General features: G+C 69.7%; 23 protein-coding genes. 10 read left to right on the top strand and 13 right to left on the bottom strand.

What is annotated here, in order from left to right; translation table 11 throughout:
* From METUNV2_RS0103120 to METUNV2_RS0103110, 3 genes are read right to left on the bottom strand one after another with little or no spacing between them, the layout of a single operon-like run.
* Window positions 1-3,051: an efflux RND transporter permease subunit gene (locus METUNV2_RS0103120; RefSeq protein ID WP_018228062.1), complete on the bottom strand. Its 3,051-nt coding sequence runs from the start codon at window positions 3,049-3,051 to the stop codon at window positions 1-3.
* Window positions 3,051-4,112 carry an efflux RND transporter periplasmic adaptor subunit gene (locus METUNV2_RS0103115; protein ID WP_018228061.1) on the bottom strand — a complete coding sequence of 354 codons (1,062 nt, stop codon included), beginning with the start codon at window positions 4,110-4,112 and terminating at the stop codon, window positions 3,051-3,053. Before METUNV2_RS0103115 ends, METUNV2_RS0103120 begins: the two co-directional genes overlap by 1 nt.
* Complete coding sequence (locus METUNV2_RS0103110; protein WP_018228060.1) at window positions 4,109-5,377, bottom strand: TolC family protein; 1,269 nt, start codon at window positions 5,375-5,377, stop codon at window positions 4,109-4,111. The genes METUNV2_RS0103115 and METUNV2_RS0103110 overlap by 4 nt, the downstream gene beginning before the upstream one ends.
* A 173-nt stretch (window positions 5,378-5,550) precedes the next feature.
* On the opposite strand from METUNV2_RS0103110, the gene METUNV2_RS0103105 reads away from it, so the two are divergent.
* The 4 genes from METUNV2_RS0103105 to METUNV2_RS0103090 are packed head-to-tail and all read left to right on the top strand — an operon-like array spanning window position 5,551 to window position 8,942.
* A complete protein-coding gene (locus tag METUNV2_RS0103105) occupies window positions 5,551-6,090 on the top strand; it encodes a cytochrome b/b6 domain-containing protein (RefSeq protein ID WP_018228059.1) in 540 nt (179 codons plus the stop codon).
* 16 nt (window positions 6,091-6,106) lie between these two features.
* Window positions 6,107-6,784: a response regulator transcription factor gene (locus tag METUNV2_RS0103100; RefSeq protein ID WP_018228058.1), complete on the top strand. Its 678-nt coding sequence runs from the start codon at window positions 6,107-6,109 to the stop codon at window positions 6,782-6,784.
* Window positions 6,781-7,545, top strand: a complete 765-nt coding sequence (locus tag METUNV2_RS0103095) for a fused MFS/spermidine synthase (RefSeq protein ID WP_018228057.1) — start codon at window positions 6,781-6,783, stop codon at window positions 7,543-7,545. The genes METUNV2_RS0103100 and METUNV2_RS0103095 overlap by 4 nt, the downstream gene beginning before the upstream one ends.
* A complete protein-coding gene (locus METUNV2_RS0103090) occupies window positions 7,542-8,942 on the top strand; it encodes a sensor histidine kinase (protein WP_018228056.1) in 1,401 nt (466 codons plus the stop codon). Before METUNV2_RS0103095 ends, METUNV2_RS0103090 begins: the two co-directional genes overlap by 4 nt.
* A 23-nt stretch (window positions 8,943-8,965) precedes the next feature.
* On the opposite strand, the gene METUNV2_RS0103085 is transcribed toward METUNV2_RS0103090, so the two are convergent.
* From METUNV2_RS0103085 to METUNV2_RS0103060, 6 genes are all read right to left on the bottom strand, one after another.
* Entirely contained in the window at window positions 8,966-11,818 is a 2,853-nt protein-coding gene (locus tag METUNV2_RS0103085) for an EAL domain-containing protein (RefSeq protein ID WP_018228055.1), read from the bottom strand.
* Between the two features lie 7 nt (window positions 11,819-11,825).
* Entirely contained in the window at window positions 11,826-13,532 is a 1,707-nt protein-coding gene (locus METUNV2_RS0103080; protein ID WP_018228054.1) for a tetratricopeptide repeat protein, read from the bottom strand.
* An 88-nt stretch (window positions 13,533-13,620) separates the two neighbouring features.
* Complete coding sequence (locus METUNV2_RS0103075; protein ID WP_232415601.1) at window positions 13,621-13,815, bottom strand: S4 domain-containing protein; 195 nt, start codon at window positions 13,813-13,815, stop codon at window positions 13,621-13,623.
* A 50-nt stretch (window positions 13,816-13,865) separates the two neighbouring features.
* Window positions 13,866-14,480, bottom strand: coding sequence for a hypothetical protein (locus tag METUNV2_RS0103070; protein ID WP_018228052.1), 615 nt, complete (start codon window positions 14,478-14,480; stop codon window positions 13,866-13,868).
* On the bottom strand, window positions 14,477-14,839 hold the full coding sequence (locus METUNV2_RS0103065; protein WP_018228051.1) for a hypothetical protein: 363 nt from the start codon (window positions 14,837-14,839) through the stop codon (window positions 14,477-14,479). Before METUNV2_RS0103065 ends, METUNV2_RS0103070 begins: the two co-directional genes overlap by 4 nt.
* Entirely contained in the window at window positions 14,836-15,285 is a 450-nt protein-coding gene (locus tag METUNV2_RS0103060) for a hypothetical protein (protein ID WP_018228050.1), read from the bottom strand. Before METUNV2_RS0103060 ends, METUNV2_RS0103065 begins: the two co-directional genes overlap by 4 nt.
* A 297-nt stretch (window positions 15,286-15,582) precedes the next feature.
* Here METUNV2_RS0103060 and METUNV2_RS0103055 point away from each other — a divergent pair, with 297 nt between their 5' ends.
* From METUNV2_RS0103055 to METUNV2_RS0103045, 3 genes are all read left to right on the top strand, one after another.
* Window positions 15,583-17,340 carry a methanol/ethanol family PQQ-dependent dehydrogenase gene (locus tag METUNV2_RS0103055; protein WP_018228049.1) on the top strand — a complete coding sequence of 586 codons (1,758 nt, stop codon included), beginning with the start codon at window positions 15,583-15,585 and terminating at the stop codon, window positions 17,338-17,340.
* A gap of 142 nt (window positions 17,341-17,482) precedes the next feature.
* Window positions 17,483-17,611, top strand: coding sequence for a hypothetical protein (locus METUNV2_RS20195; protein WP_269745065.1), 129 nt, complete (start codon window positions 17,483-17,485; stop codon window positions 17,609-17,611).
* A gap of 135 nt (window positions 17,612-17,746) precedes the next feature.
* Entirely contained in the window at window positions 17,747-19,195 is a 1,449-nt protein-coding gene (locus METUNV2_RS0103045; protein ID WP_018228047.1) for a YdgA family protein, read from the top strand.
* 19 nt (window positions 19,196-19,214) lie between these two features.
* Here METUNV2_RS0103045 and METUNV2_RS0103040 read toward each other — a convergent pair whose 3' ends face one another.
* Together METUNV2_RS0103040 and METUNV2_RS0103035 are read right to left on the bottom strand one after the other, a co-directional pair.
* Window positions 19,215-19,961 (bottom strand): hypothetical protein, encoded by a 747-nt coding sequence (locus tag METUNV2_RS0103040; RefSeq protein ID WP_232415599.1) that lies wholly within the window; start codon window positions 19,959-19,961, stop codon window positions 19,215-19,217.
* A 65-nt stretch (window positions 19,962-20,026) separates the two neighbouring features.
* Window positions 20,027-20,431 carry a putative zinc-binding protein gene (locus METUNV2_RS0103035; protein WP_018228045.1) on the bottom strand — a complete coding sequence of 135 codons (405 nt, stop codon included), beginning with the start codon at window positions 20,429-20,431 and terminating at the stop codon, window positions 20,027-20,029.
* A 165-nt stretch (window positions 20,432-20,596) separates the two neighbouring features.
* On the opposite strand from METUNV2_RS0103035, the gene METUNV2_RS0103030 reads away from it, so the two are divergent.
* Entirely contained in the window at window positions 20,597-21,391 is a 795-nt protein-coding gene (locus METUNV2_RS0103030) for a ferredoxin--NADP reductase (protein WP_018228044.1), read from the top strand.
* A 113-nt stretch (window positions 21,392-21,504) separates the two neighbouring features.
* Here the strand turns inward: METUNV2_RS0103030 and METUNV2_RS18840 are convergent, their stop codons facing one another.
* Window positions 21,505-22,005, bottom strand: coding sequence for a DNA-3-methyladenine glycosylase family protein (locus METUNV2_RS18840; protein WP_018228043.1), 501 nt, complete (start codon window positions 22,003-22,005; stop codon window positions 21,505-21,507).
* 139 nt (window positions 22,006-22,144) lie between these two features.
* On the opposite strand from METUNV2_RS18840, the gene ada reads away from it, so the two are divergent.
* A complete protein-coding gene (gene ada, locus METUNV2_RS0103020) occupies window positions 22,145-23,260 on the top strand; it encodes a bifunctional DNA-binding transcriptional regulator/O6-methylguanine-DNA methyltransferase Ada (RefSeq protein WP_018228042.1) in 1,116 nt (371 codons plus the stop codon).
* A complete protein-coding gene (gene alkB / locus METUNV2_RS0103015; protein WP_018228041.1) occupies window positions 23,260-23,904 on the top strand; it encodes a DNA oxidative demethylase AlkB in 645 nt (214 codons plus the stop codon). Before ada ends, alkB begins: the two co-directional genes overlap by 1 nt.
* A 12-nt stretch (window positions 23,905-23,916) precedes the next feature.
* Here alkB and METUNV2_RS0103010 read toward each other — a convergent pair whose 3' ends face one another.
* On the bottom strand, window positions 23,917-24,702 hold the full coding sequence (locus METUNV2_RS0103010; RefSeq protein ID WP_026187831.1) for an SDR family NAD(P)-dependent oxidoreductase: 786 nt from the start codon (window positions 24,700-24,702) through the stop codon (window positions 23,917-23,919).
* Window positions 24,703-24,789 lie beyond the last annotated feature (87 nt).

Genomic DNA, 24,789 nt, shown 5'->3' with positions numbered 1-24,789 from the left:
TCAGGCAGCAGCGGAAGGTTCGCCGAAGCGTTTGTACAGGATGGGCAGCAGCACCAGTGTTAACGCGGTGCAAGACACCAGTCCGCCGATCACCACAATGGCCAGCGGCCGCTGGATTTCCGAACCCGGCCCGCTGGCGAACAGCAGCGGCACCAGGCCCAGGGCCGCCATCGATGCGGTCAGCAGCACCGGCCGCAGCCGGCGCTGGGCGCCCTGCACCACGGCATCCAGCATCGACATGCCGGCCGCGCGCAACTGGTTGAAATAGCTCACCAGCACCACGCCATTGAGCACCGCGATGCCCAGCAGCGCGATGAAGCCGACCGAAGCCGGCACCGACAGGTATTCGCCGGACAGCGCCAGCGCGAACACGCCGCCTATCATCGCGAACGGTACGTTGGCCATCACCAGCGTGGCCTGACGCAGCGAATTGAAGGTGCTGAACAGGATGAGGAAGATGAGCACCAGCGCAATCGGCACCACCAGCGCCAGCCGCTGTGCGGCACGCTGCTGGTTCTCGAATTCGCCGCCCCAGGTCAGGCGGTAGCCCTGAGGCAGTTCCACCTTCTGCGCCACCCGCGCACGGGCGTCCTCGACGAAACCGACCAGGTCACGGCCACCGACGTTGGCGATCACCACCATATTGCGGCTGCCCAGCTGGCGGTTGATCTGCACCGGCCCGTCCACCCGCTCGAAGCGGGCCAGCTGGCCGAGCGCGATGCGGCCACCGCCGGGCAGCGCCACCGGCAGCTGCGCCAGTTCGTCGGTCGCACCGGCGCGGCCGGTCGAGCGCACGATGAGCGGAATGCGCCGCTCCTGCTGCTGGATCAGCCCCACCCGCTCGCCCTCGATCTGCGCCCGCAGTGCCGCCGCCAGCGCGTCGATGTCCAGCCCGGCACGGGCCAGCGCGTCGGTGTCCGGCAGCACACGCAGGTACTGCACCCCCTCGTTGCGCACGAAGAACACGTCCTCCGCGCCCGGCGTGCCACGCAGCACCTCGGCAACTTCCTCCGCCTTGCGGTTGAGCACTTCGAGATCCGGGCCGAAGATGCGGATCGCCAGATCGCCGCGCACGCCGAGAATCATTTCCGACACCCGCATTTCGATCGGCTGGGTAAAGGCATAGGCCACGCCCGGAAATTCCTTCAGCAGGGTGCGGATGCGCTCGGTGATGGCCGGCTTGTCCACGCCCGGCGGCAGGCTGACGAAGGTGTCGGTCTGGTTCAGCCCCATCGGGTCGAGACCGATCTCGTCGGAGCCGGCGCGCGCCACGATCTGCTGCGCCTCCGGCACCGCCTCTTTCAGCGCGCGCTGGAAGCGGGTGTCGATGTCCAGCGAAGCCTCCAGACCGATGGATGGCAGCTTTTCCAGCTGCACGATGAGGCTGCCTTCGTCCATCGTCGGCATGAAGGTCTTGCCCAGTCCGATGTAGAGCACCACCGCCACTACGCCCAGCGCGGCGGCAATGCCGCCGACAACGCGCGGTGCGGCCAGCGCCTTCTGCAGCAGCGGCACATAGAGCCGGGCCAGCGTGCGCGGCAGCCAGGGGTCGGCATGGCTGTCGGCGCGCAGCAGCAGGCGGGCCAGCAGCGGAATGACGGTGAGCGACAGCAGCAGCGAGCCGGCCAGCGCGAACACGATGGTGAGCGCCACCGGGCCGAACAGCTTGCCTTCCAGCCCCTGCAGGCTGAGCAGCGGCACGAACACCAGCGCGATGATGACGATGCCGGCGGTGGTCGGCACCGCCACCTCGCGCACCGCCTCCAGCACCACGTCGTGGCGCGACCGGCCTTCCGCCGAGCGGTCGTGCAGATGCGCCACCACGTTCTCGACCACCACCACTGCCGCATCGACCAGCAGGCCGATGGCGATCGACAGGCCGCCCAGACTCATCAGATTGGCCGACAGCCCGGCCTGACGCATCAGCAGGAAGGTCCACAGCGCGGCCAGCGGCAGGATGACCGCCACCGCGATCGCCGCCCGCAGATTGCCGAGGAAGAGGAAGAGCAGCACCAGCACCAGCACCACCGCCTCGATCAGCGCCTTGGACACGGTGCCGACCGCACTGGCCACCAGTTCGCCGCGGTCATAGAAGGGCTCGATGGTGACACCGGCCGGCAAGCTGGCTTTCACCTCTTCCAGCCGCGCGCGCACGCCGGCCACCACCTGCTGCGCATCGGCGCCGCGCAGGCCGAGCACCAGACCCTGCACCGTTTCGCCGCGGCCATTGTGGGTAACGCCGCCCATGCGGGTGAGCGCGCCAAGCTTCACGTCGGCCACGTCCGCCACCCGGATCTGGGCCACCGGCGTCGCGTGCACCACCAGCCGGCCGATGTCGTCGAGCGAGGTGAGCCGGCCCTGCACCCGCACCAGCAGGGTTTCGTCGCCCTCGGTGATGCGGCCGGCGCCGTCGTTGCGGTTGAAGCGCTCCAGCGTCGAGCGCAACTCGTCCAGCGTGATGCCGGTGGCGGCCATGCGGGCGGCGTCCGGCACCACCTCGTAGGCGGCCGCCTCGCCGCCCAGCACATTCACGTCAGCCACGCCGCGCACGGTGCGCAGCGCCGGGCGGATCACCCAGTCGAGCAGCGCGCGCCGCTCGACCAGCGGCAGATCGCCTTCGACCGTGAACATGAACATTTCGCCCAGCGGCGTCGTGATCGGCGCCAGACCGCCGGTCAGGCCGGGCGGCAGGTCGCCCATGATGCCGTTCAGCCGCTCGCTCACCTGGTTGCGTGCCCAGTAGATGTCGGTGCCGTCCTCGAAATCGATGGTGATGTCCGACAGCCCGTACTTGCTGGTCGAGCGCAGCATGGTCTGTTTGGGCAGGCCCAGCATTTCGAGCTCGATCGGCGTGGTGACGCGCGCCTCCATCTCTTCCGGCGTCATGCCCGGCAGCTTGACGATGATCTTCACCTGCGGCGCCGACACGTCGGGAAAGGCGTCGATCGGCAGATTCATCGCCGCGTGCAGGCCGCCGGCGATCAGCAGCAGCGCGGCCAGCACGGTGAGCAACGGTCGCGCGAGCGCGCTGCGGGTCAGGGCGTCGAGCATCATTCGCCTCCGTGACCGAGCCACACCGCCTTCAGCGCCGCCACGCCGCCCACCGCCACCGGTGCGGCGGCGTCCAGCGCGCCGCTGACCGTGGCCACCGTGGCGTCCTGCGCCAGCACGGTCACCTCGACCGCGCGATAGCCGCTGGCGGTGCGCGCGAACACCCAGTTGCGGCCGCCGTGATGGCTGAGCGCCGACGCCGGCACCGCCCACGCATTGCCGGCCGCCACGCTGCGGCGCGCCTTCACCCACTGGCCCGGACGCAGCCCGGCCTTGCCGGCAGGCAGTTCGGCGCGGATGCGCACGGTCTGGGTAGCGTCCGACGCGCCCCAGCCGATCTGCGTCACGCGGGCCTTGGCGTCCTGTCCGTCGAGCGCCAGCAGGTCGCCTTCGCGCACGGTTTCCGCCTGCAGCACCGGCAGATTCAGTTCCAGCATGAGCTTGCGTGCGTCGGCCAGACGCAGCAGCGGGTCGGCTTCGTTGAGCCGCTGGCCCGGCAGCGCCATCCGTTCGAGCACCGTGGCCGCCGCCTGCGCACGCACCTGCACCCGGCCGGCCGATGCGTCGCCGGCCGACACGCCCAGCAGCCGGAGCCGCGACTGGGCTGCGCCCAGCGCCGCCTCGGCCTGCAGCGCGGCGGCTTCCGATTCGCGCAGCCGGCGTTCGGCGATCAGGCCTTCGGCATGCAGCGCGCGGTCGCGGTCGCGGTGATTGCGCGCCAGGTCGGCCGCCGCCTTCGCCTGCGCGAGCGAAGCGCCCATTTCCGGCAGCGCAGCGCTGCGCAGTTCGGCCAGCACGGTGCCTGCGGCCACCTGCTGGCCCTCGACCACCGGCACCCGGACAACCACGCCACCGGACGGTGCGGTCACCACCCATTCGGCATCGGGCGAGGCCACCACCCGGGCCGACCAGGCGGCGGCCCGCGCGTCCTTGGCTGCCTGCGGCTGCGCGTCGCGAATGCCGAGGCGCTGGATCTGGGTGGCGTCGAGGGCGATGTCTGCGGCCTGCAGCGGCAGCGCCGCGCACAGAAGAATGGAAAGAAGGGCGGTACGGAGCTTCACGGCAGGATTCCCAGGCTGTGGTTGTAGCGCGCGATGGCGCGCGACCAGGCGATGTCGGCCAGCGCGGCGGCGCGGCGTGCGCTGGCTGCGCGCGCCTCGACCAGCAGGCGCTCGGCCAGCGACGTTTCACCGATGCGGTAGGCGCGGCGGGCCAGTTCGACCTCGCGCTCGGCCACCGACTTCTGTTCGAAGGCGAGGCGGCGCGCCTGTTCGCGCGCATGCAGTTCGTGCCCGGCTTCGTGCAGCGCGAGCGTGGCGTTGCGCTGCGCCCAGGCCAGTTCGTCTTCGGCGCGCGCCAGATCGAGATGCAGCGGCGACTGCGCCGCGGCGCGGTGGGCTTCGCCGCCGAAAGGAATGGACAGCGTGGCACCCACGCTGTCGGTGGTCGGCGTGTCGGTGGCGCTTTCCGAGCGCACGCCGATCAGCACCCGCGGCACACCGCTGCCCTGGGCCTGCACGCTGCCCAGCGCACGGCGCACCCGCTCGACCGCCGCGCGGGCGATCAGCACCGGCGGGTAGGCAGAAGGCGCCTCGTCCGACAGCCCTTCGGGCACGCTGTCGGCCGGCCGTTCGAGCGCCACCGCCGGCAGCACCTTCAGGCCGGTCAGCGCGGTCCAGCCGAACAGGCTGTGCGCCAGTTCCACCTGCGCCTCGTACAGCAGTGCATCGCGTTCGCGGCGTGCGGTTTCGGCCGACAGCTTCTCGAACGGCGCGGCGTCGCCACCGCGCACCCGCTTTGCCACGTCCTCTTCCAGCGCGCGGTAAAGGTCGACGTCAGCATCGGCCAGCGTCACCTCGGCTTCAGCGGCCAGCACCCGCCACAGGTTCTCGCGCAGTTCGCCGGCCACCCGCCAGCGGTAGCTGCGCTGTTCCTCTTCCGACTGCAGCCGGCTCGCGTCCGCCTCGCGGCGCAGCGCGTCGCGCTGGCCGCCGCGCCACAGCGGCAACTCCAGTCCGGCTTCCAGTTCACGCAGGCCGCCGCCGCGACCGGGCAGGCGGTCGGTCTGGTAACGCATCTGCACCGCCGGCGGCGCGGACAGCAGGCTGTCGGCGCGCTCGGCCAGCACCCGGGATTCGTTCAGGCGGGCCTGCGGCAACGCACCGCCCGGCGCCCGGGCCAGCGCACCGTCCAGCGCGGCGGACAGCGTCAGCGCCGGATCGCGCACCACCGGCTGCTCGTGCTCGTCGGCGTGCGACGCCGCGAGCTGGGCCGCGGCCGGCAGCGCGGCCGTCAGCAGCACGCTGAGGATGAAAGATCGGACCATGGGAGGGGCATCGTTTGAAGACAGCGCAGTGTGCGGTGCGGGGCCTTGCCGGCGGGTGAACGCAACATGAACGATGATTCATGCTGTGGACAGCTTGCAGCAAACTGTCGGGGTGCAGGCTGAATGTCATCATGCCCAGCCCGCGAACGGGCCGACACCTACGGAGACCTCTCATGCATGGCGATACCGCAGACATCGACGACAGCCGCTGGAGCCTGCCGCGCCGGCTGACGCACGGCCTGCTCGCGCTGGCGGTCGTGTTCCAGACCTTCAGCCCTGAATGGATGAGCAAGCCCTGGCGCGAAGGCGACGCCGCCGGCCGGCTCATGTTCGAACTGCACGAATGGGGCGGCCTGATCGCCGGTCTGGCCGCCCTGGCGGTGGCCGCCGGCCTGTGGCAGCGACGCGGTGCCGGCCGCGCCGGCCTGAACACGGTGCTGGCACAATTCCGCCTCGTGCTGGGTGGCCTGACTGCGATGCGCGTGCCACCGGCCGCTGCCACGCAGACGCTGGCGCGAACGGTGCAGGTGCTGGGGCTGGCCCTGATCGGCTGGTTCTGCGCCACCGGCGCCGCCATCTGGTGGGTGGGCGCAGCCAGCGACACCGCGCACCGCATCGGCGATCTGCACGAACTGGCCGCACCGCTGCTCTACCTGTACCTCGGCGGCCATATCGGCATGGCGCTGCTGCACCGCCTCGCCGGCACCGACTGACATCGACGGAACAACCATGCGCATCCTGGTGGTCGAGGACGACAACGAAATCGCCGGCTTCATCTGCCGTGGCCTGCGCGAGGCCGGCCATGTGGTCGACCACGCGCCGAACGGCCGCGAAGGCCTGTTTCTGGCCACCGGCGAACAGTACGACGCCATCGTGCTCGACCGGCTGATGCCGCAGATGGACGGGCTGGCCATGCTGGCCGCGCTGCGCGCCACCGGCTCGCGGGTGCCGGTGCTCATCCTGAGCGCGCTGTCCCATGTCGATGAACGCATACGCGGCCTGCGCGCCGGCGGCGACGACTATCTGGTCAAGCCCTTCGCGATGTCCGAACTGCAGGCGCGGCTGGAGGTGATCACCCGGCGCGGCCTGATGCCAGCAGCCGAATCGGTGCTGCGGGTGGCCGACCTCGAACTGGACCGCATGACCCATCAGGTGAAGCGTGCCGGCGAGGACATTCCACTCAAGCCGCAGGAATACCGGGTACTCGAATTCCTGATGCGCCACGCCAACCAGCTGGTCACCCGCACCATGCTGCTGGAAGGCGTGTGGGACTACCACTTCGATCCCCAGACCAATGTGATCGACGTCCATATTTCCCGGCTGCGCGCCAAGGTGGACCGCGCGCCGTGGGCGCCGCTGATCCACACGCTGCGCGGCAGCGGCTACTGCCTGCGCACGCCGTCATGAGCGAACGCGACGCGGTCGATGCCGGCCAGCCCTATCTGGTCGAACAGGACGGCCAGCTCACGCTGGCCTTCAGCGAACTGGCGGTACAGAGCACGATGGACGGGGCTGCGCCCGAGCGGCTGGTGCTCGAATATTCGCGCCTGATGCTGGCTTCGCTGCTGTTCGTGCCCGAACCCCGGCAGATCGGCATGGTCGGTCTGGGCGGCGGCTCGCTGGTCAAGGCCTGTCACCGCCACCTGCCCGGAGCGCACATGGCGGTGGCCGAAATATCGCCGGCGGTGATCGCGCTGCGCGATCGCTTCCACATTCCGCCGGACGACGAACGGCTCACCGTTCTCTGCGCCGACGGTGCCGGGTGGGTGGCCACGCACGACCGCGCCTTCGACCTGCTGTGGGTGGATGGCTTTGACATCGGCGGCATGCCGGCGGCGCTTACCACGCAGCGCTTCTACGACGACTGCCACGCCGCGCTGCGCGACGGCGGCGTGCTGGCCATCAACATGTATGCCGACGACGCGCTGAACAGTGCCTGGGTCGAACGCGTAGCCGCCAGCTTCGCCCGTTCGGTCAGCGTGGTCGATACCGGCGACGGCGACAACCGCATCGTGTTCGCCGCCCGCGGCAACGCCTTCAGACTGTCGGAAATGAAACTGGCGCAGCGCGCCCGCGCGCTCGAGGCGCAACTGGGCATCACACTGCCCGGCATCGCCCGCGCACTGATCGACGGCCGGCGCCGCGCACTGGCCGAGGCAGACGCATGAAACTCGGCACCGCCGCCCGGCTCACGCTGGCCAACGCCGCGCTGCTGGCCAGCGGCTTCGCGCTGCTGCTGGTGCTGGTGAGCTGGCTGGCCGGCCAGTACATGCTGGGCCACGTCGAAGAAAGCGTGGAGGCGGAACTGGACATCCTGGCCGCCGAATACCGGGTCGATGGCGTGCGCGGCATCACCGGCCTGATCGGCCAGCGGCTGGACATGCGCTCGCCCGACCACGACCGGCTGTACCGGCTGGAAGACGCGCAGGGCCGCGCGCTGGTCGGCAATCTGGATCACTGGCCGGCCGAAGCCGGGCGCGAGGGCGAACCGCTGCGCCTGCCCAGCCTGCGCCATGCCGGCCACACCGACATCGTCGCGCGCTGGCAGCGCCTGCCGGACGGCAGCCGGCTGCTGGTGGGCTTCGACGAATACGAGGTGGAAAAGGTGCGCAGCGACATCCGCCATGCCGCACTCGCCAGTTTCGGCATCATGCTGCTGCTGTCGCTGGCCGGCGGCTGGCTGCTCACCCGCGCTGCGCTGCGGCCGGTCGAAACCATACGGCGGGCGGCGCAGCAGATCATGGATGGCGACCTGCAGCACCGCATTCCGCTCGGCGCCGAAGGCCGCGAAAAGAACGAGTTGAAGGACGAGTTCGACCGCCTCGCGCAGACCCTGAACGCCATGCTGGACCGCATCGAAGGCCTGATCGCCAGCGTGCGCGGCGCCACCGACAACATCGCGCACGACCTGCGTTCGCCGCTCACCCGCCACCGCGCGCGGCTGGAGGCGGCGCTGCGCCACCCGCCGGCCGCCGACGAACTGCCGGACTGGCTGGAGCGCAATCTGGCCGACATCGATCAGGTGCTGTCCACCTTCCAGTCGCTGCTGCGCATCGCCCGGGTCGATTCCGGTCTGCTGCGCAGCGAATTCACCGATATCGACCTGGTCCGGCTGGTGCGCGATGCCGCCGAACTGATGGAAGCGCTGGCCGAAGAACGCGGGCTGACGCTGGAACTGTCGGTGCCGCCGCAGGCGCCCTGCACCGGCCACCGCGACCTGCTGTTCCAGACCCTGCTCAACCTGATCGACAACGCGATCAAGTACAGCCCTGCTGGCGGCCATGTGCGACTGGCGCTGACGCCGGCGGACGAGGGCTGGCGCATCGAGGTGAGCGATCAGGGGCCGGGCATTCCGGCGGCCGAACGCGAACGCGTGTTCGAGCGTCTGTACCGGCTGGACAGCGCGCGCAACACGCCCGGCCTGGGGCTGGGCCTGAGCCTGGTTCAGTCGGTGATGATGCTGCACCGTGGCCGCATCCTGCTGTCGGATGCGCGGCCCGGTCTGTCGGTCACCCTGCTCCTGCCCGGCCGGATGGCGGCCAGCGAGCGCATCAGCGGCAGCTGAGGCGGGGCGGCTGGCCGACGTCTCTAGACGCCGGCGAAGCCCTGATCGTCCTCCGGTGGTTCGGGGCAGCGGAAGCCCTCCAACCAGTCCTGGAACTGATCGGCCGGCATCGGACGGGCGATCAGGTAGCCCTGGGCCACGTCGCAGCCGAGCGCGGCCAGCGCATCCCAGTGCTGTCGCGTTTCGACGCCCTCCGCCACCACCTTGCGGCCCAGATCGTGCGCCAGATCGACGGTGGACCGCACGATGACCGCAGACTCGCTGCTGCCGGTCATCGCGCGCACGAAGGATTGGTCGATCTTGATGCAGTTCACAGGCAGCTTGAGCAGATAGCTCAGCGACGAATAGCCTGTGCCGAAATCGTCGATGTAGAGGCGCAGGCCTTCCGCACGCAGGCCGTTCAGCACGCCCAGCGCGAACTCGGCATCGTCCATCAGCGCACTTTCGGTGATTTCGATCTCCAGCAGCCCGCTGCGCGTGGACCAGTGGCCCAGCATCTGCCGCATCCGGTCCACCAGATCCTCGTCGCGCAGCGAACGGGCCGACAGGTTCACCGCGATCGGCAGCGCGCGCCCTGCCGCCTCCCAGCCGGCGTTCAGCTGCAGCGCACGCTCGATCACCCATTCGGTGAGCGGCCGTATCAGTCCGGTCTGTTCGGCCAGCGGGATGAATTCGGCCGGCGGTATCAGGCCACGCAGCGGGTGCTGCCAGCGCACCAGCGCCTCGGCGCCGCAGACGCGACCGCTGCGCATGTCGACCTTGGGCTGCAGATGCAGTCTCAGGTCACCCGCCTCGATCGCGCGCCGCAGTTCGCCGGCCATGTTCAGCCGGTGCGACGGCACCTGATAGCGATCCGGGTCGAACACCATGCAGTCTACGCCGCGCTTCTTCGCGTGCCGCACCGCGATGTCCATGTGCCTGAACAGATCGTGCGGTGTCGAGCCGTGGTCCGGATACAGTGCGACGCCGATGCGGGTGGACACCTCGATCGGCAGTTCGGCCAGTGCGAAGGGCTGTGACAGGACGGCGCGCAGCCGCTGTGCCATCGCCAGCGCGGCCGCGCGCCCGCTGGCCGGCAGCAGCAGCGCGAATTCGTCCCCGCGCAGACGGGCGATGCTGGCGCCCGGCGGCGCCACCTCGCCCAGCCGCCGTCCGAACTCCTTCAGCATTTCGTCGCCCTGGCCGAAGCCGAGCGCGTCATTGATTTCGCTCAGCCGCTCGATGTTCATCTGCAGCAGCGCGAACGGCCGCGCCAGCCGCTGGCTGTCGTCCAGTTCCGCGGTCAGCAGTTCGCCGAACAGCATCTGGTTCGGCAGCCCGGTCAGCGTGTCGTACTGGGTGAGCCGGTACATCTGCTCACGGGTGCGCAGGCTGGTCACGCCATAGCCCAGATCGTCCGCCGACTCGCGTATCAGTGACCGGTCATCACGGTCGTCCGCGTCCGCCGGCACGCGCACCGCCAGCACGCCGATCAGCAGGCCGCCCGCCTGCAGCGCGCAGGCCATCACCGGACCGCCGCCCAGCACGTCGAGCGGCGGCGGGCCTTCCCGATCGAAGCAGGCGATGCGGTCTCCTGCATGCAGCGCATCGAGGACCGGCCCCGCCTCGACGGCGGAGGCAGGGATCAGCGCCTCCATGCCGCCCGGATGCCCGCACTGCGCGGTCGGCACCAGCGCCCCGCCGGCATCGCTGAGCCACACCGCGGCCATCGGATAGCCGCCCTTATCGACCAGTTCGCGACACATGCTGTCCAGCAGATCGTGCTCGCCGGTCGCGCGCAGCATGGCGCGGTTGCCTGCGCTCAGCGTGCGCAGCGCACGGCTGACGCGCTCCAGCTCGGCGACGCGCTGTTCGAGTTCGCCATTGAGCTGGCGTATCCGCGCCTCCGCCCGCTTACGGCCGGTAATGTCGGCGCCCAGCACGTAGTAACCGGTCACCTGGCCCCGTTCATCGAAGCGCGGCAGATAACTGATGAACTGCCACTCGCCTGGAAATGGCTCCCAGTCATAGTCCTGCGGCGCGCCCTGCAGTACGCGCTCGATCAGCGGCGCCACGACGGCGTAGCGTGCTTCGCCCAGCACCTCTCGCACGGTAAGACCGGCCAGATCACTGCGACCAGGGGCGAAACGCTCCACATACTGGGAATTTGCATAGACATAGCGCTGACGCGCATCGACGTGGGCGATGATGGCGGGTGCCCGGCTGATCAGGCTGCGCAGGTGATCTTCGCTGTTGCGCAGCCGCTGCCGGATCAGCGCATAGGTGGCGCCGAGCAGTGCGCAGAGCAGGATGAACATCGCGACGCCGGCAGCCACCACCGCCTCACGCGTACGCAACTGGGCAGCGGTGCGCTGCTGGAGCTGCCGACGCTGCTCGTCGTCCATCTCGCCCAGCAGGGCATCGATGCGCTCACGCGTCTGCTTCAGCGGCGCGGTGGCGACGAAGGCCGTGGCCGCGGCTTCACCTTCGGTCTTGCGCAGCATCTCGATTTTCCGCGACAGCGCGATGCGCTGATCGATCACTTCCTTCAGCCGGGCCCAGCGGGCGATCTGGGTTTCGTCGTCAGCCAGCAGCTCATGCACCCGCTTCATCGATTCGTCACGTCGCGCAAGCGCCCGGTCACGCTCCACCAGACGCGCCGGATCGCCGGTGAGCCGGAAGCCCTGGGTACTCAGTTCCACCTGCAGCGTTTCAGCCCGGGTCCGGGCAAGTCCGTGCAGCACTTCGTGCGCGGACGCCAGTCGCAGTGCTGCGACGTTGGCCTCGTTCACCACATTCCAGGCAGTCAATGCGATGCCGGCCACGATGAGCACGGCCAGCAGGAATACAAGGCGTATCCGCGCTTCGAAACGGGCGTGTTCAGGCGCCGGACTCATGCAGGTCTCAGTCGCCGGCCACCGCCGGCTTCACGTCGAAAGCGATGCAGATGCGCTCTTCGTTCGACTGGAACGGAATGGTGCGGTGGAACAGCGAGGACGGGAACAGCACGATGTCGCCGACCTCGGGCAGCAGGGTGCGGCGCGGAAAGTCGTCGTGCTCGCGCGGGTAGTCGTCGCCGTCGGTGCTGAATTCGATGCCGCCATCGGTGCTGCCGGCCGGCCGGTCCGAGGGCATGGCGAGGTAGAGCACGCCGGACAGCCAGCCCTCTTCGTGGATGTGCGAGGTGAGGTGGCCACCCCTGCTCATCTTCACGTACCAGGAACTGGCGAATTCGGTGGTCGGCGGAAAGTCCTGCGCATATACGCACGCCTCCCCGGCCAGCCGCTGCCGGTAGCGATCGATTTCGTCGCGGATCAGCGTCATCAGCCGCGCGAACGACGCTTCCGGTCGCCGGAACAGGTGGCCGGACGACTGCACGCCGTAGTGCAGCCGGCCCTGCTTGCGCTGCTGGATGTCGGCGTTGGTCACATCGCGCAGCAGATCGGCCAGCAGGCTGTCGGCCGGGTCGGTCAGCGGGTCGAGACGGGCGTGATGCACCAGCGCCACCGGGTCCGGGCAGAAGCGGTACGGGTCAGGCCGGCGACGGTTGGTCGCGTGATGGGCCGACAGCGTGGCCAGCATCGGCGAACGATGGCGTTCGCCCAGCCGCGCCTGCAGCCGTGCTTCGAACTCGTCGCTGCGACGCAGCTTGTACAGGCAGTACAGCACCCGGTCGTCAGCATCGAGCACGCGCGCCTTCTCGAAATAGGGCAGCGCCTTGTCGTACTCGTGCAGATCGTGGTGCAGCAGGCCGAGGTTGTAGTGCGCGCCGCCGTGGCCCGGGTCAATCGCCAGCGCAGCGCGGAAGGCGGCCAGCGTGCCTTCGCCGTCGCCCTGATCGCGCAGGATTTCGCCCAGATTGCTGTGGGCGTCGGCATATTCCGGCGCCAGCGCGATCGCGCGCCGGTAGCTTTCGGCCGCATCCATCATCAGGCCGTAGGCGCGCTGCGCGGTGCCCAGATTGAACCAGGCGGTGGCGTTGGGCTGGATGTCCAGCGCCTTCTGGTAGCAGCGCACCGCCTGTTCGGCATCGCCCGATTTCTGCAGCGCGGCACCGAGATTGGACCACGCCTCGACGAAACCGGGCTCCGCGTCCACCGCGCGCCGGTAGCTGGCGATGGCCTCGTCGCGCGCACCGGCCCGGTCAAGCACGGTGCCGAGGTTGAAATGGGCGAGCGCAAAGCGCGGCTGCAGTGCGATCGCGCGCCGGTAGCTGGCAGCTGCCTCGTCCAGCCGGCCCAGTGCGTCCTGCACCCCGCCCAGGTTGTACAGCAGTTCGGGAAAGTCGCGCCGGATGGCGACCGCGCGGGTATAGGTGGCCAGCGCTTCGTCCAGCCGGCCGCGCTGCTGCTGCACCAGACCGAGATTGGTGAGCAGTTCGGCCGACGCCGGGTTGGCCTTCACCGCAGCGGCAAACGCCTGTTCCGCCTCGTCCAGCCGGCCCAGGCCGGCCAGCGCCGAACCGAGCACGCTGTGCACCACCACCGCGGCCGGGTAGCGGGCGACCAGCTGGCGCGCGGCCGTCACCGCTTCAGCCAGACGGCCGGCGTTGTACAGATTGAACAGGGGCTGAAGTTCGCCCGGTCCGGGCTGGCGTGCAGTGGCGTTCATGACGGTTCTCGTGGATGCGTGCGCGGCGCGGTGCGGACGCCGGGCGCATATATATAGCGACCCGCGGCCGCGCGCCAGTTGACCGCGCTCAGTCCCCGTCCGATATGGCGACGCAGCAATCGGGCGCCACGGTCTGCGAAGCCCGGAGCACGGGCGATCCGTCCACGCTCACGACAGCGGCATCGATCAGCCGTTGCGCCGCAGCACGCGACGGTGCCAGACCTCTCATCACCAGCAGCGCATCGATGCGCACCTGACCGCCGCGGTCCGGCGGCGCCTTCACGGCAGCCGAAGGCTGCGGTGCCGGTCGTGCGGTGCGGCGGTGAAAGGATTTCACTTCAGCACCGACGGATAGGGTGCACCCGGCAGCACCGCGGTCGGCACGCCGAAGCTGCCGGCCGCCGGGGCCGCGTAGCCGGCAGGCGGATCGCCGGTTTCCAGCTTCACGATGCGGCGCTGCGAAGCCTCGTCCGCCACGTCCTCGACCCAGGTGATGCGCAGCCAGACACCGTCGCGCAGATCCAGCGGCGGCGTCTGCGCATTGGTGAAACCGGGCTGCTGCGCGCCCGGGGGCCAGATGAAGGTGATGCCACCGACCACCACCCGCTCCCAGTGGCGGTAGCGGCGCGTGCTGTCGCGGCGGCTGTCGGTGATGTCCTCGCGCCAGCGCGCGTAGGCGAACACCGCGCCGTCCACGGTCTGCACCTCGCCCGCCGCCAGATGAGCGGCCAGCCGGTTCTGGTCCCAGGTATTGATGCCATAGCCCAGTACCGCCACCAGTGCGCCGAAGCCGGCCACCACCTTCGCGGTGGGCGAACGTTCGCCGCGCCGGCGCGCCCGCCACAGAAAGCCGCCGGCCAGCACCAGCATGCCGGCGCCGAACAGCACGAAGCCGATGTATTCGCCGGCATCGGCGGTCGAAATGTCATAGACGGTGTGCCAGTTCATGGCAGGTCCTCGCCGTCGGCAGTGAATTCCGCCAGTCGCCAGCGGCGGTCGGCGCCGATGCGCAGGTAGAAGGCATGGGGCGCGCAATGCAGCAGGCGGTCCTGTCCTTCGGTCTGCGGGCGCGCCTGCGCCAGACAGCGGCTGAGCCGCGCGTCGAACAGTTCGGGCACCGCGCGGATGAAAGCAGCGCGGTCCAGCCACCGGCCCTGGTACAGAAAGGGCAGCTGCGTGAGATCGGCGATGGCCACGGCATCGCGTGCCACCAGCGCGCTGCGGAAGCGGCTGAGGAAAACGTCGACATCCTCCGCCTGCACCGGCAGCGCGGCCAGCATCAGCACGCACAGCACCAGCCGCTTCATTCGGGATCGCGCCGGCAAGCCGCGTGGTCCGGCTGTTCGGTGCACAGCCGCGGCCAGGTCGGCAGATCGGGCGCGGTCAGCGGATTGCCCTCGATGCCGCCGCAACCGGGCGCGTCGAAGGGGCGGACGCAGGTGCGCGCGTCCTGACCGCCCCGCCCGTCGAACCCCTGTACCGCCTCCAGCCGGCCACTGCGGAAATAGAGGCGCATCAGCAGCGGCGTGTCGTCCGCCGACTGCATCACCCACAGCGTGCGGCAGCCGCTGTAGTCGCGCGAAAAGCCGGCGTTGCGCGGCCACACCAGCAGAAAGCCGCCGGGTGTGGCGTAGGCACCGGCATCGGCCGGCGGTTTCACCAGCGCGCAATGGCGCCCGTCGGCAGGAATGCCCGCAGCGGCGGCCGACAGCCACGGCAGACAGGCGCACAACAGCAGCAGACGGATTTTCATGCCGGCTCCGGAATGACGACGTGATCCCTAAAGTGTAGGGCCTGTCGTCCGCCGCTTCACGTCTGTCGCGCAGTCCGGAATCCGGACGCCCTCCTGTCGTCGCTCGTTCGATTCCTGTCCGCCTCCTGCCGGCGTCTGATCGCCCGCCGGACGTCAAGCAGCACGCGTCGAAGGCACACCCACACTGGTTCTTCGGCAATCCGTCGTCATCAAACGGGATGCTTTCCCGGCGCTGGCACAGCGCTTGCGCAGTCGGTGAGTCCGCGGTCGCAGAGCCGCCCCTCAGGAGACAGGAAGATGAAACCGCATGTCCTCGCCGCCTTCGTGCTGGCCACCCTGGCACACGGCACACCGGCCCACGCCGGCGTCACCACCGCCGACATCGAGAACGACGCCCGCAGCACCGGCGACGTGCTGACCTGGGGTCTGGGCACCGAAGGCCAGCGCTACAGCCCGCTGGCGAAGATCAACACGAAGAACATCAAGCGGCTGGTGCCGGCCTGGTCCTTCTCCTACGGCGGCGAGAAGCAGCGCGGCCAGGAAGCGCAGCCGCTGGTGGTCGGCGGCAAGATGTTCATCACCGCCTCCTACTCGCGCCTGTTCGCGCTCGACGCGAAGACCGGCCGCAAGCTGTGGTCCTACGAGCACCGGCTGCCCGAAGGCATCATGCCCTGCTGCGACGTGATCAACCGCGGCGCCGCGGTGTACGACAACCTGGTCATCTACGCCACGCTGGACGCCCAGCTGGTCGCACTCGACCAGAACACCGGCAAGGTGGTGTGGAAGGAAAAGATCGACGATTACCAGGCCGGTTACTCGTCGTCCGCCGCGCCCATCATCGCCAAGGGGCTGGTGCTGACCGGCGTGTCCGGCGGCGAATTCGGCATCATCGGCCGGGTCGAGGCGCGCGACGCCAAGACCGGCAAGATGGTGTGGGTGCGCCCGACCATCGAAGGCCACATGGGCTACAGGTACGACGAGTCCGGCAACAAGGTCGACAACGGCATCAGCGGCACCACCAACGCAAGCTGGCAGGGCGACCTGTGGAAGACCGGCGGTGCGGCCACCTGGCTGGGCGGCACCTTCGACGCCAAGACCGGGCTGGCCTATTTCGGCACCGGCAACCCGGCGCCGTGGAACAGCCACCTGCGCCCGGGCGACAACCTGTACTCCTGCTCGACGGTGGCCATCGACGTCGCCACCGGCCAGATCAAGTGGCACTTCCAGGGCACGCCGAACGACGGCTGGGACTACGACGGCACCAACGAATTCGTCACCTTCGACGCGGGCGGCAAGCGCCTCGGCGCCAAGGCCGACCGCAACGGCTTCTTCTACGTGCTGGACGCCAACACCGGCAAGTTCGAGCGCGGCTTCCCCTTCGTGAAGAAGCTGGACTGGGCCAAGGGCCTGGACGAGAACGGACGCCCGATCTACGACCCGGCCAAGCGCCCGGGCGACCCCACCGCCAGCGATGACGGCAAGAAGGGATCGTCGGTGCACGTGTCGCCGTCCTTCCTCGGCGGCAAGAACCAGATGCCCATGGCCTACAGCCCGGACACCGGCCTGTTCTACGTGCCGTCGAACGAATGGAGCATGGACATCTGGAACGAGCCGATCAGCTACAAGAAGGGCGCGGCCTACCTCGGTGCCGGCTTCACCATCAAGACCGCCGACCCGAAGGACATCGGCGGCGACTACATCGGCGCGCTGCGCGCGGTCGATCCGAAGACCGGCAAGATCGTGTGGGAAATCACCAACAACGCGCCGCTGTGGGGCGGCGTGCTGACCACCAAGGGCGGTCTGGTGTTCTGGGGCACGCCGGAAGGCCTGCTGAAGGCGGCGGATGCGAAGACCGGCAAGGAAGTGTGGTCCTTCCAGGTCGGCACCGGCATCGTCGCGCCCCCGATCACCTGGGAACAGGACGGCGAACAGTACGTGGCGGTCACCGCCGGTTGGGGTGGCGCGGTGCCGCTGTGGGGCGGCGACGTCGCGAAGAAGGTCAATTACCTGAACCAGGGCGGTTCCATGTGGGTGTTCAAGCTGATGAAGAACTGAGCACCCGCAGCCGCCGACCCGGCGCTGCGCGACAGCAGCCCGGGGCAACGTCTCCTCATGGTGTTCGTCCGTACCGGGCGAACGCAACCGGCGCCGCGTGCGCCGGTCTTTTTTTCCGCCACCGATCTCCGCACCGATGGACATGAACATCCGTACCGCCGCCGCCCTGTTCGGGCTGGCACTGCTGATCGCCTGCCTGCCCGATCTCGCGCGCGACCCGCCGCCGGACGCCACCCCGCGCCCGCTCGGCGCACGACACCCCGGCAAATAACTGTTTCGCTGCTTCAGGAGTACGGAAGCCCTGCCGTTGTTCGGACAGCCCGAAGATTTCACGGGTGAATCAAAAGCACCGTGTCATGATGCGCGCCGCATCAGACCGTCCGTCCACACAGGGATTATCCGAACCATGAAAAAAGCCGCCCTGATCGCCGCGATCGCCCTTCCCGCTGCCTATGCCGGCAGTGCCTGGTATCTCGGCCAGCGCATCGAGACTTCACTGAACGACCAGGCGAAGCAGGTCGAAGGCATACCCAGCATCAAGGTGGTCAAGCGCGACTACCAGCGCGGCCTGTTCTCATCGACCGAAACCGTCACCTTCGAACTGATGGGCGATGTCACCCGCGCCATGCAGCAGGCCGGCGGCCCGGCCATGGAGGCGGTGAAGATCACCGTGCGCTCCGACATCCGCCACGGACCGTGGCTGGGTGGCGCCGAATTCGACGCCGGTGTCGCGCATGCCGAACTGGTGCTCGAAGGCGAAGCGAAGGAATGGGTGAAAAAGGTGTTCGGCGACAGGAAGCCGATCGAAGTGCGCACCGTCTATCACTTCGCCGGCGGCGGCCGCTCGGATTTCAGCAGCCCGGGGTTCACCTTCGATCTGCCGGTCAGCGACCCGTCGGACGCGCTGCACGTGGTGTGGGACGGCATTACCGCCCGCGTCGATTTCGAGGAAGGCATGGCCCGCTACACCATGCAGGGCAGCGCGCCGAAGATGGACATGACCGACGCCAAGGGCGGGCGCATCGTGATGCAGGGCCTGGCCTTCAGCGGCGACCAGACGCGGCTGTTCGCCGACGACCCGCTGCTCTACACCGGCACCCAGCGCTTCACGCTGGACAGCTTCGGCATCCATGACCCGAGCGGCACGCTGCCGCCGGTGGAACTGGCCAAGGTGGTGTACGAGGTCGACATTCCGAAGCAGGGCGATTTCATCGACCTGATCGCCCGCATCGGCAGCGAAAAGCTGACCGTGGCCGGCGCGAACTACGGGCCGGCGCATTACGACTTCTCCTTCCGTCACCTGCACGCGCAGACCGCTTCGCGCATGTACCGCAGCTTCGTCGCGATGTCGTCCGACCCGCAGACCATGCTCAATCCGGCAGCCATGCAGGCCCAGATGGGTCAGCTGATGGGGCCGGCGCTGGAACTGCTGGGCCACGCGCCGGTGATTGCGATCGACCGCCTCGCCTTCAGCACGCCGCAAGGCCCGGCTTCGCTCAGTGCGCAGGTGGCGCTGGCCGGCATCACGCCGGACGACCTGTCGAATCCGCTCGGCCTGCTGGCCAAACTGGACGCCTCGGGTGAACTGTCGCTGCCCGAAGTGCTGGTGCGCGAAACCGTGTCCGGCCGCAACCAGGGCCAGATCTACGCCAGCTACGGCGAAGAGGCCGACCCGCAGGAGGTCGCCGCGATGGCCAATGCCATGTTCGACCAGCAGCTCACCACCTTCGTCGACCAGGGTCTGGTCAGCCGCGCCAACGGTCAGCTCACGGTGAAGGCCGCCTTCAGCAAGGGCCAGATCACGGTGAACGGCCAGCCCTTCAATCCGGCCACCATGGGCGCGGTGCCGCAGTAAGCCCGCGCCCCCCGGCGCCTCAGCGCGCCGGGGCGTGGCGGCGCTCGCTCAGGCGGGCGCCCAGCCACAGCAGCGACAGGCCGGCCAGCATGAGCAGCGACATGCGCGGCTCCGGTACCGGTGCCACCTCGACCGCATTCAGCACGAAGTTATTGCCCTGGCTGGCGCCCGGCGGCAGCACGGTGATGAAGCCGCGCTGCAGCGCGAAACTGCCGGCCGCCCAGCTCGCGGGCACGTCGTCGCCGGTGAGCGAGGCCGACGGCGTGGCGGTGCTGTTGCCGAAGGTGAGCTGGAAGAAGCGCGGCAGATCCGGCGTCGCCGCCTCGACCACCGCCACGCGGAACAGCAGGGTGTCGCGATACAGACCGAGCACGAATTCGTCATTGATCACGTCGATTTCGCTGTTCGGCGCCTGCGCGGTGTACTGGGTGTAGTGCTGCGACCCAAGGGTGGCGCTGAAGCCGGTGATGGCGCCCGGGTAATAGCCCATCCAATTCAGCGGCTGACCGTCGACCACCGTGGGGTCGAACAGCAGCGAGCCGGATACCGCATCGCCGACCGCAACACCCGGAATCGCATAGCCGGCGCTCAGGCTGTCCACCACGCCGGAAAAGGTGAGCCGCGACACCGCACCGGCCGGACCGCTGACCACCAGCATCGCGGCCAGCGCCAGACCGGCCGCCACAGCCCGACCTCCGCGTGCGAGGCCAAGTGCGAAACCCTGACCGCCCTTCGGCCCGTGCCGACGCTTCGCTCCATCCTTCATGCCGTTCTCCTCGCTGTGTGGAACTTCCAGTCAAGCAGCGCCGGGCGGGACCGCATTGACGCGGATCAGACCGGGCCCGGATCGTCCGGCGCCGCTGCTGCGGCCAGCTCATCGGCCAGCACTGCGGCCCGCTCGAACAGCCGCTGCGCTTCGTCCGCGTCGAACTCGCCGTGCTGACGCTTGCGCACGCCGTGTTCGTGCAGCCGCAGGTGACGGTCCGGCTGCAGATCGTGTCGCGCAAGACTGTGGCGCACGCACTCCAGCGGGCAGCCGTCGAGCGCCAGAATCGGGCGGCCTGACAGCGCGACCCGCACCAGCGGTTCGACGTCGCCGCCTACCCCGGCGATGCAGGACATTTCCGCCCGCTCGCTGCGGTCCAGCTTCACCGCGATGTGATTAGCCATCTGCGCCGCGCTGGAACAGCCGGAGCAGGCATAGACGAGGGGCAGCTGACGATGACGGGCGCTCATGGCGGGCCTCCTTGCCGGCGAAGTGCGCAGATGCGGACGCGCCAGTCTGTTCCTCCGCCAGCCCCCCTTCCTTGCGCTGACGCAAACTTGCCGCGAACCGATGGCGCGCGGCCGCTGTCATCCTGACGGAGCCCCTGGATGACGGAAGGGGCGAAGGAGACGTCCATGAACGACACCGCCACCGCAACACCCGGCACCCCGTCACGCGTGCCGCAGGCCAGCGCGCAGCGCATACGCGCCATCCGCCGCTGGACCGCGGACCTGTGGTCGCTGCGCATCGAGCGGCCGGCCGGCTTCCGCTTCCAGCCCGGGCACTATCTGCGGCTCGGCCTGCCGGTGGATGCGCCGGCCACCGCGGTGTGGCGCCCCTACTCCATCGTGTCCGCGCCGGACGACGAGGCGCTGGAAATCGTGCTGGTACGGGTGCCGGACGGCGCCTTCACCTCGCAGCTGGCGCGGCTGGGCGAAGGCGACCCGGTGCTGCTGGAACAGGCGGTATTCGGTTTCTTCCTGGAAAGCCAGCTCGCACCCGGCGACACGCTGTGGATGCTGGCCACCGGCACCGGTCTTGGCCCCTATATCTCGCTGCTGCGCACGCCGGGGGCGCTGGATCGCCACCGCCATGCTGTGCTGGTGCACAGCGTGCGCCGGGCCGCCGAACTGAGCTACCGCGACGAGATCGAGGCCGCTGTGGCGGCGTCCGGCGGGCGGCTGCGCTACCTGCCGGTGGTCACGCGCGAAACGGAGGCTGGCGCACTGGCCGGCCGCATCCCGCAGCTGATCGGGGACGGCCTGCTGCAGTCAGCAGCAGACGCCACGCTGGAGCCGGCGGGCAGCCGGGTCATGGTGTGCGGCAATCCGGCCTTCACCACCGATCTGCGGGCCCTGCTGTCAGCGCGCGGCTTCACGCCCTGCCGGCGCAACAGCCCGGGCACCATGCTATTCGAGAAGTACTGGTAGGCGCGGACTTCAGACGGTGCGCGGCACCCGCCACAGATACCAGCTGGCGGCGGTGCGGTGCGGCGACCAGGGCAGCGCCAGTTCAGTCATCTGCCGCGGTGTCGGCGGGCGGTCTAGCCGTCGCGCACGCCCAGATCGTCCGCCGGCAGCAGGTCGGTGCGACCCAGCGTGTAGATGAGCATCATCTCCACCGTCCACCGGCCGATGCCGTGCAGCGGGGTGAGCCGGGCGACCAGCGCGTCGTCGCTCAGCGTGAGCGCCTCGGCCAGCGTCGGCACCGTGCCGTCGAGCGCAGCCGCCGCGATGGCGCGCAGCGTGTCCGCCTTGCGGCCGGAAAAACCGCAGGCCCGCAGCGCCTCGACCGGCGTGTCGCACACCTGCTGCGGCGACGGAAAAACAGGGTCGCCGTAGAGCGCAAGAAAGCGCGCGATCATGGTGTCGCCGGCGCGCACGCTGAGCTGCTGGTAGGCGACCGCGCGCAGCAGCGCCTGCCACGGCTCGCGCAGCGGCTTGGGCGCGTGCAGGCAGGGGCCGACGGTGGCGACCAGCGCCGCCCAGTCCGGGTCCAGCGCGGCGAGAAAGCGTTCGGCTTCGCGAAAATCGGGGGTGTTCATGGCAGCCGAGTATCGGCAGCCGTGCCCGACCGGGCAAGCACGAATTCGAAAGCAAGCCGCGGAGTGCGCACCGGACATGCGACGATTAAGGTCCGTCCATCGGCACCGCGCGTGCCGCTCCGGAACGATGGCCTCGACAATGAATCCGAACACGCTTCCCACCACGCCCCTCACCTCGCCAGTCTCCTCGCCCACCCGCGCGCGGGCGGCCGCCACGCTGGCCGACCCGCGCTGGGACGCGGTGCGCACGCGCGATGCCGCGGCGGACGGACGTTTCTTCTACTCGGTGCGCAGCACCGGCGTGTATTGCCGCCCGTCCTGCGGCGCGCGCACGCCGCGCCCGGAAAACGTGGGCTTTCACGCGAGCGCGGCCGACGCGGAAGCGGCCGGCTTCCGCCCCTGCCGGCGCTGCCGCCCTGACCTGCCGCCGCTGGCCGAAAGGCAGGCCGCGCTGGTCGCGGCACTGTGCCGGCAGATCGACGCCGCCGACACCCTGCCGTCGCTGGACGCGCTGGCCGCGTCGGCCGGGCTCAGCCGCTTCCATCTGCTGCGCGTGTTCAAGGCGCACACCGGCCTGACCCCGCGCGCCTGGGCAGCCGCCCGCCGCGCAGAGCGGCTGCGCTCACGTCTGGCCGACGGGGCATCAGTGACCGCAGCCATCGTCGACGCCGGCTACGGGTCGACCAGCCGTGTCTATGAAAAATCGGCGCAGCCGCTGGGCATGACACCCCGCAGCTACCGCGCCGGCGGCGCCGACACCGACATCCGCTTCGCGATCGCGCAGTGCGCACTGGGCGCGCTGCTGGTGGCCGAGAGCGGGCGCGGCGTGTGCGCAATCGCGCTCGGCGACGACCCGGACGCGCTGGCACGCGCGCTGCAGGACCGCTTTCCGCAGGCGCGCCTGACTGGCGACGACCCGGCCTTCGCGCGCCGGGTGGCGGAAGTGGCGGGCTTCGTCGAAGCACCGGGCATCGGTCTGGAGCTGCCGCTGGACATTCGCGGCACCGCCTTCCAGCAGCGGGTGTGGGCGGCGCTGCGCGCGATTCCGCCCGGCGCGACCGTGAGCTACAGCGAACTGGCCCAGCGCATCGGCGCACCGGCCGCGGTGCGCGCAGTCGCCAGTGCCTGCGCCGCCAACACGCTGGCGGTGGCGGTGCCCTGTCACCGCGTGGTGCGCACCGACGGCAACCTGTCCGGCTACCGCTGGGGCGTGGCACGCAAGCGCGCACTGCTGGACCGGGAACGCGGCGGCTGATGGACCTGTTCGACGAGCAGGAGCGCGCAACCGGCCTGCAGCCGCTGGCGCCGGGTGCGTCGCTGTTGCGCGGTTTCGCCCGCGACGCTGCACCCGACCTGCTGGCCGCCCTCGCGGACATCGCGGCCACCTCGCCCTTCCGCCATCTGGTCACGCCGGGCGGCCACACGATGTCGGTAGCCACCACCAGCTGCGGCACGCTGGGCTGGCACTCGGACGAAACCGGCTATCGCTACACCGCGCGCGACCCGCACACCGGCCGCCCCTGGCCCGCCCTGCCCGGGTGCTTTCTGGCACTGGCCCGGCAGGCCGCCGAACGGGCCGGCTTCCCCGGCTTCGTGCCGGACGCCTGCCTGATCAACCGCTACGCGCCGGGCGCCCGGCTCACGCTGCATCAGGACCGCAACGAGCGTGACTACGGCGCGCCCATCGTGTCGCTGTCGCTGGGCATACCGGCGACCTTCCTGTTCGGTGGCCTGCGTCGCAGCGACCGGACGCTGAAGCTGCGTCTGGTGCATGGCGACGTGGTGGTGTGGGGCGGGCCGTCGCGGCTTGCATTCCACGGCGTGCAGCCGCTTGCGCACGCCGAACATCCGCTGACCGGCGCCTGTCGCATCAATCTCACCTTCCGGGTGGCGGCCTGAGGCCACCGCGCCTCAGGACAGCAGCGCCTGCATGATGCGGCGGTGGATGCCGCGTGGCGTGATGCGCACCGACCAGGCCGACAGCCTGTTCATCAGGCCCGGCACCACGCAGGCACGCCCGGCTTCCAGCGCGCGCAGGCCGGCTTCGGCCACAGGTCGTGGCTGCATCAGCATGAGTTTCAGCGTGGCGGACGCTTCGTGGCCGGCGGTACGCGTGAAGGCGGTATCGGTCAGCCCGGGCGCCAGCACGGTGACGGTGACGCCGTGCGGCGCCAGTTCGTCGTGCAGCGCTTCGCCCAGGCTGAGCACATAGGCCTTGCTGGCCGCGTAGGCGGCATAGGCCGGCGACGCCATGAAACCGAGCAGGCTGGCGACCAGCAGCATGCGGCCACGACCGCGCCGGCGCATGTCCTCGCCGTACAGCCGGGCCAGCCGGGTGAGCGTCGACACATTGAGGTCCAGCATCTGCTGCAGCCGCTGCGGGTCGGCGCTGACGAAATCGCCATGCACGCCGACGCCGGCGTTGTTGATCAGCACATCGATGCGCAGCCCCTGGCGGTCGGTGCGCCGCTTCAGTTCTTCGGCCGCATCCGGCTGCGCCAGATCCAGCACTTCCACGTGCACCGTGATCCGGCAGGCCGCCATCAGTCCGGTGGCCAGCGCCTTCAGCGGCTCGGCACCGCGCGCCACCAGCACCAGATTGCATCCGCGTTCGGCAAGCAGGTGCGCGAACTCGACCCCCAGCCCGCTCGATGCACCGGTCACCAGCGCCCAGCTTCCCCTGTCCAGGGCCGTCATGTCGTCTCCCGTGATGCGTGCGCCGCGTTCCGCTGCCATCCCGCGGCGGCGCTGCGCCTTCCTTGCGTTCTTTGGGTATAGACCGGC

Source organism: Methyloversatilis universalis EHg5 (genome assembly GCF_000378945.1).
In the GTDB taxonomy this organism is placed as follows: Bacteria; Pseudomonadota; Gammaproteobacteria; order Burkholderiales; family Rhodocyclaceae; genus Methyloversatilis; species Methyloversatilis universalis_A.
The sequence above is the reverse complement of the archived record's forward strand: the minus strand, read 5'-3'. Positions and strand labels throughout refer to the sequence as shown.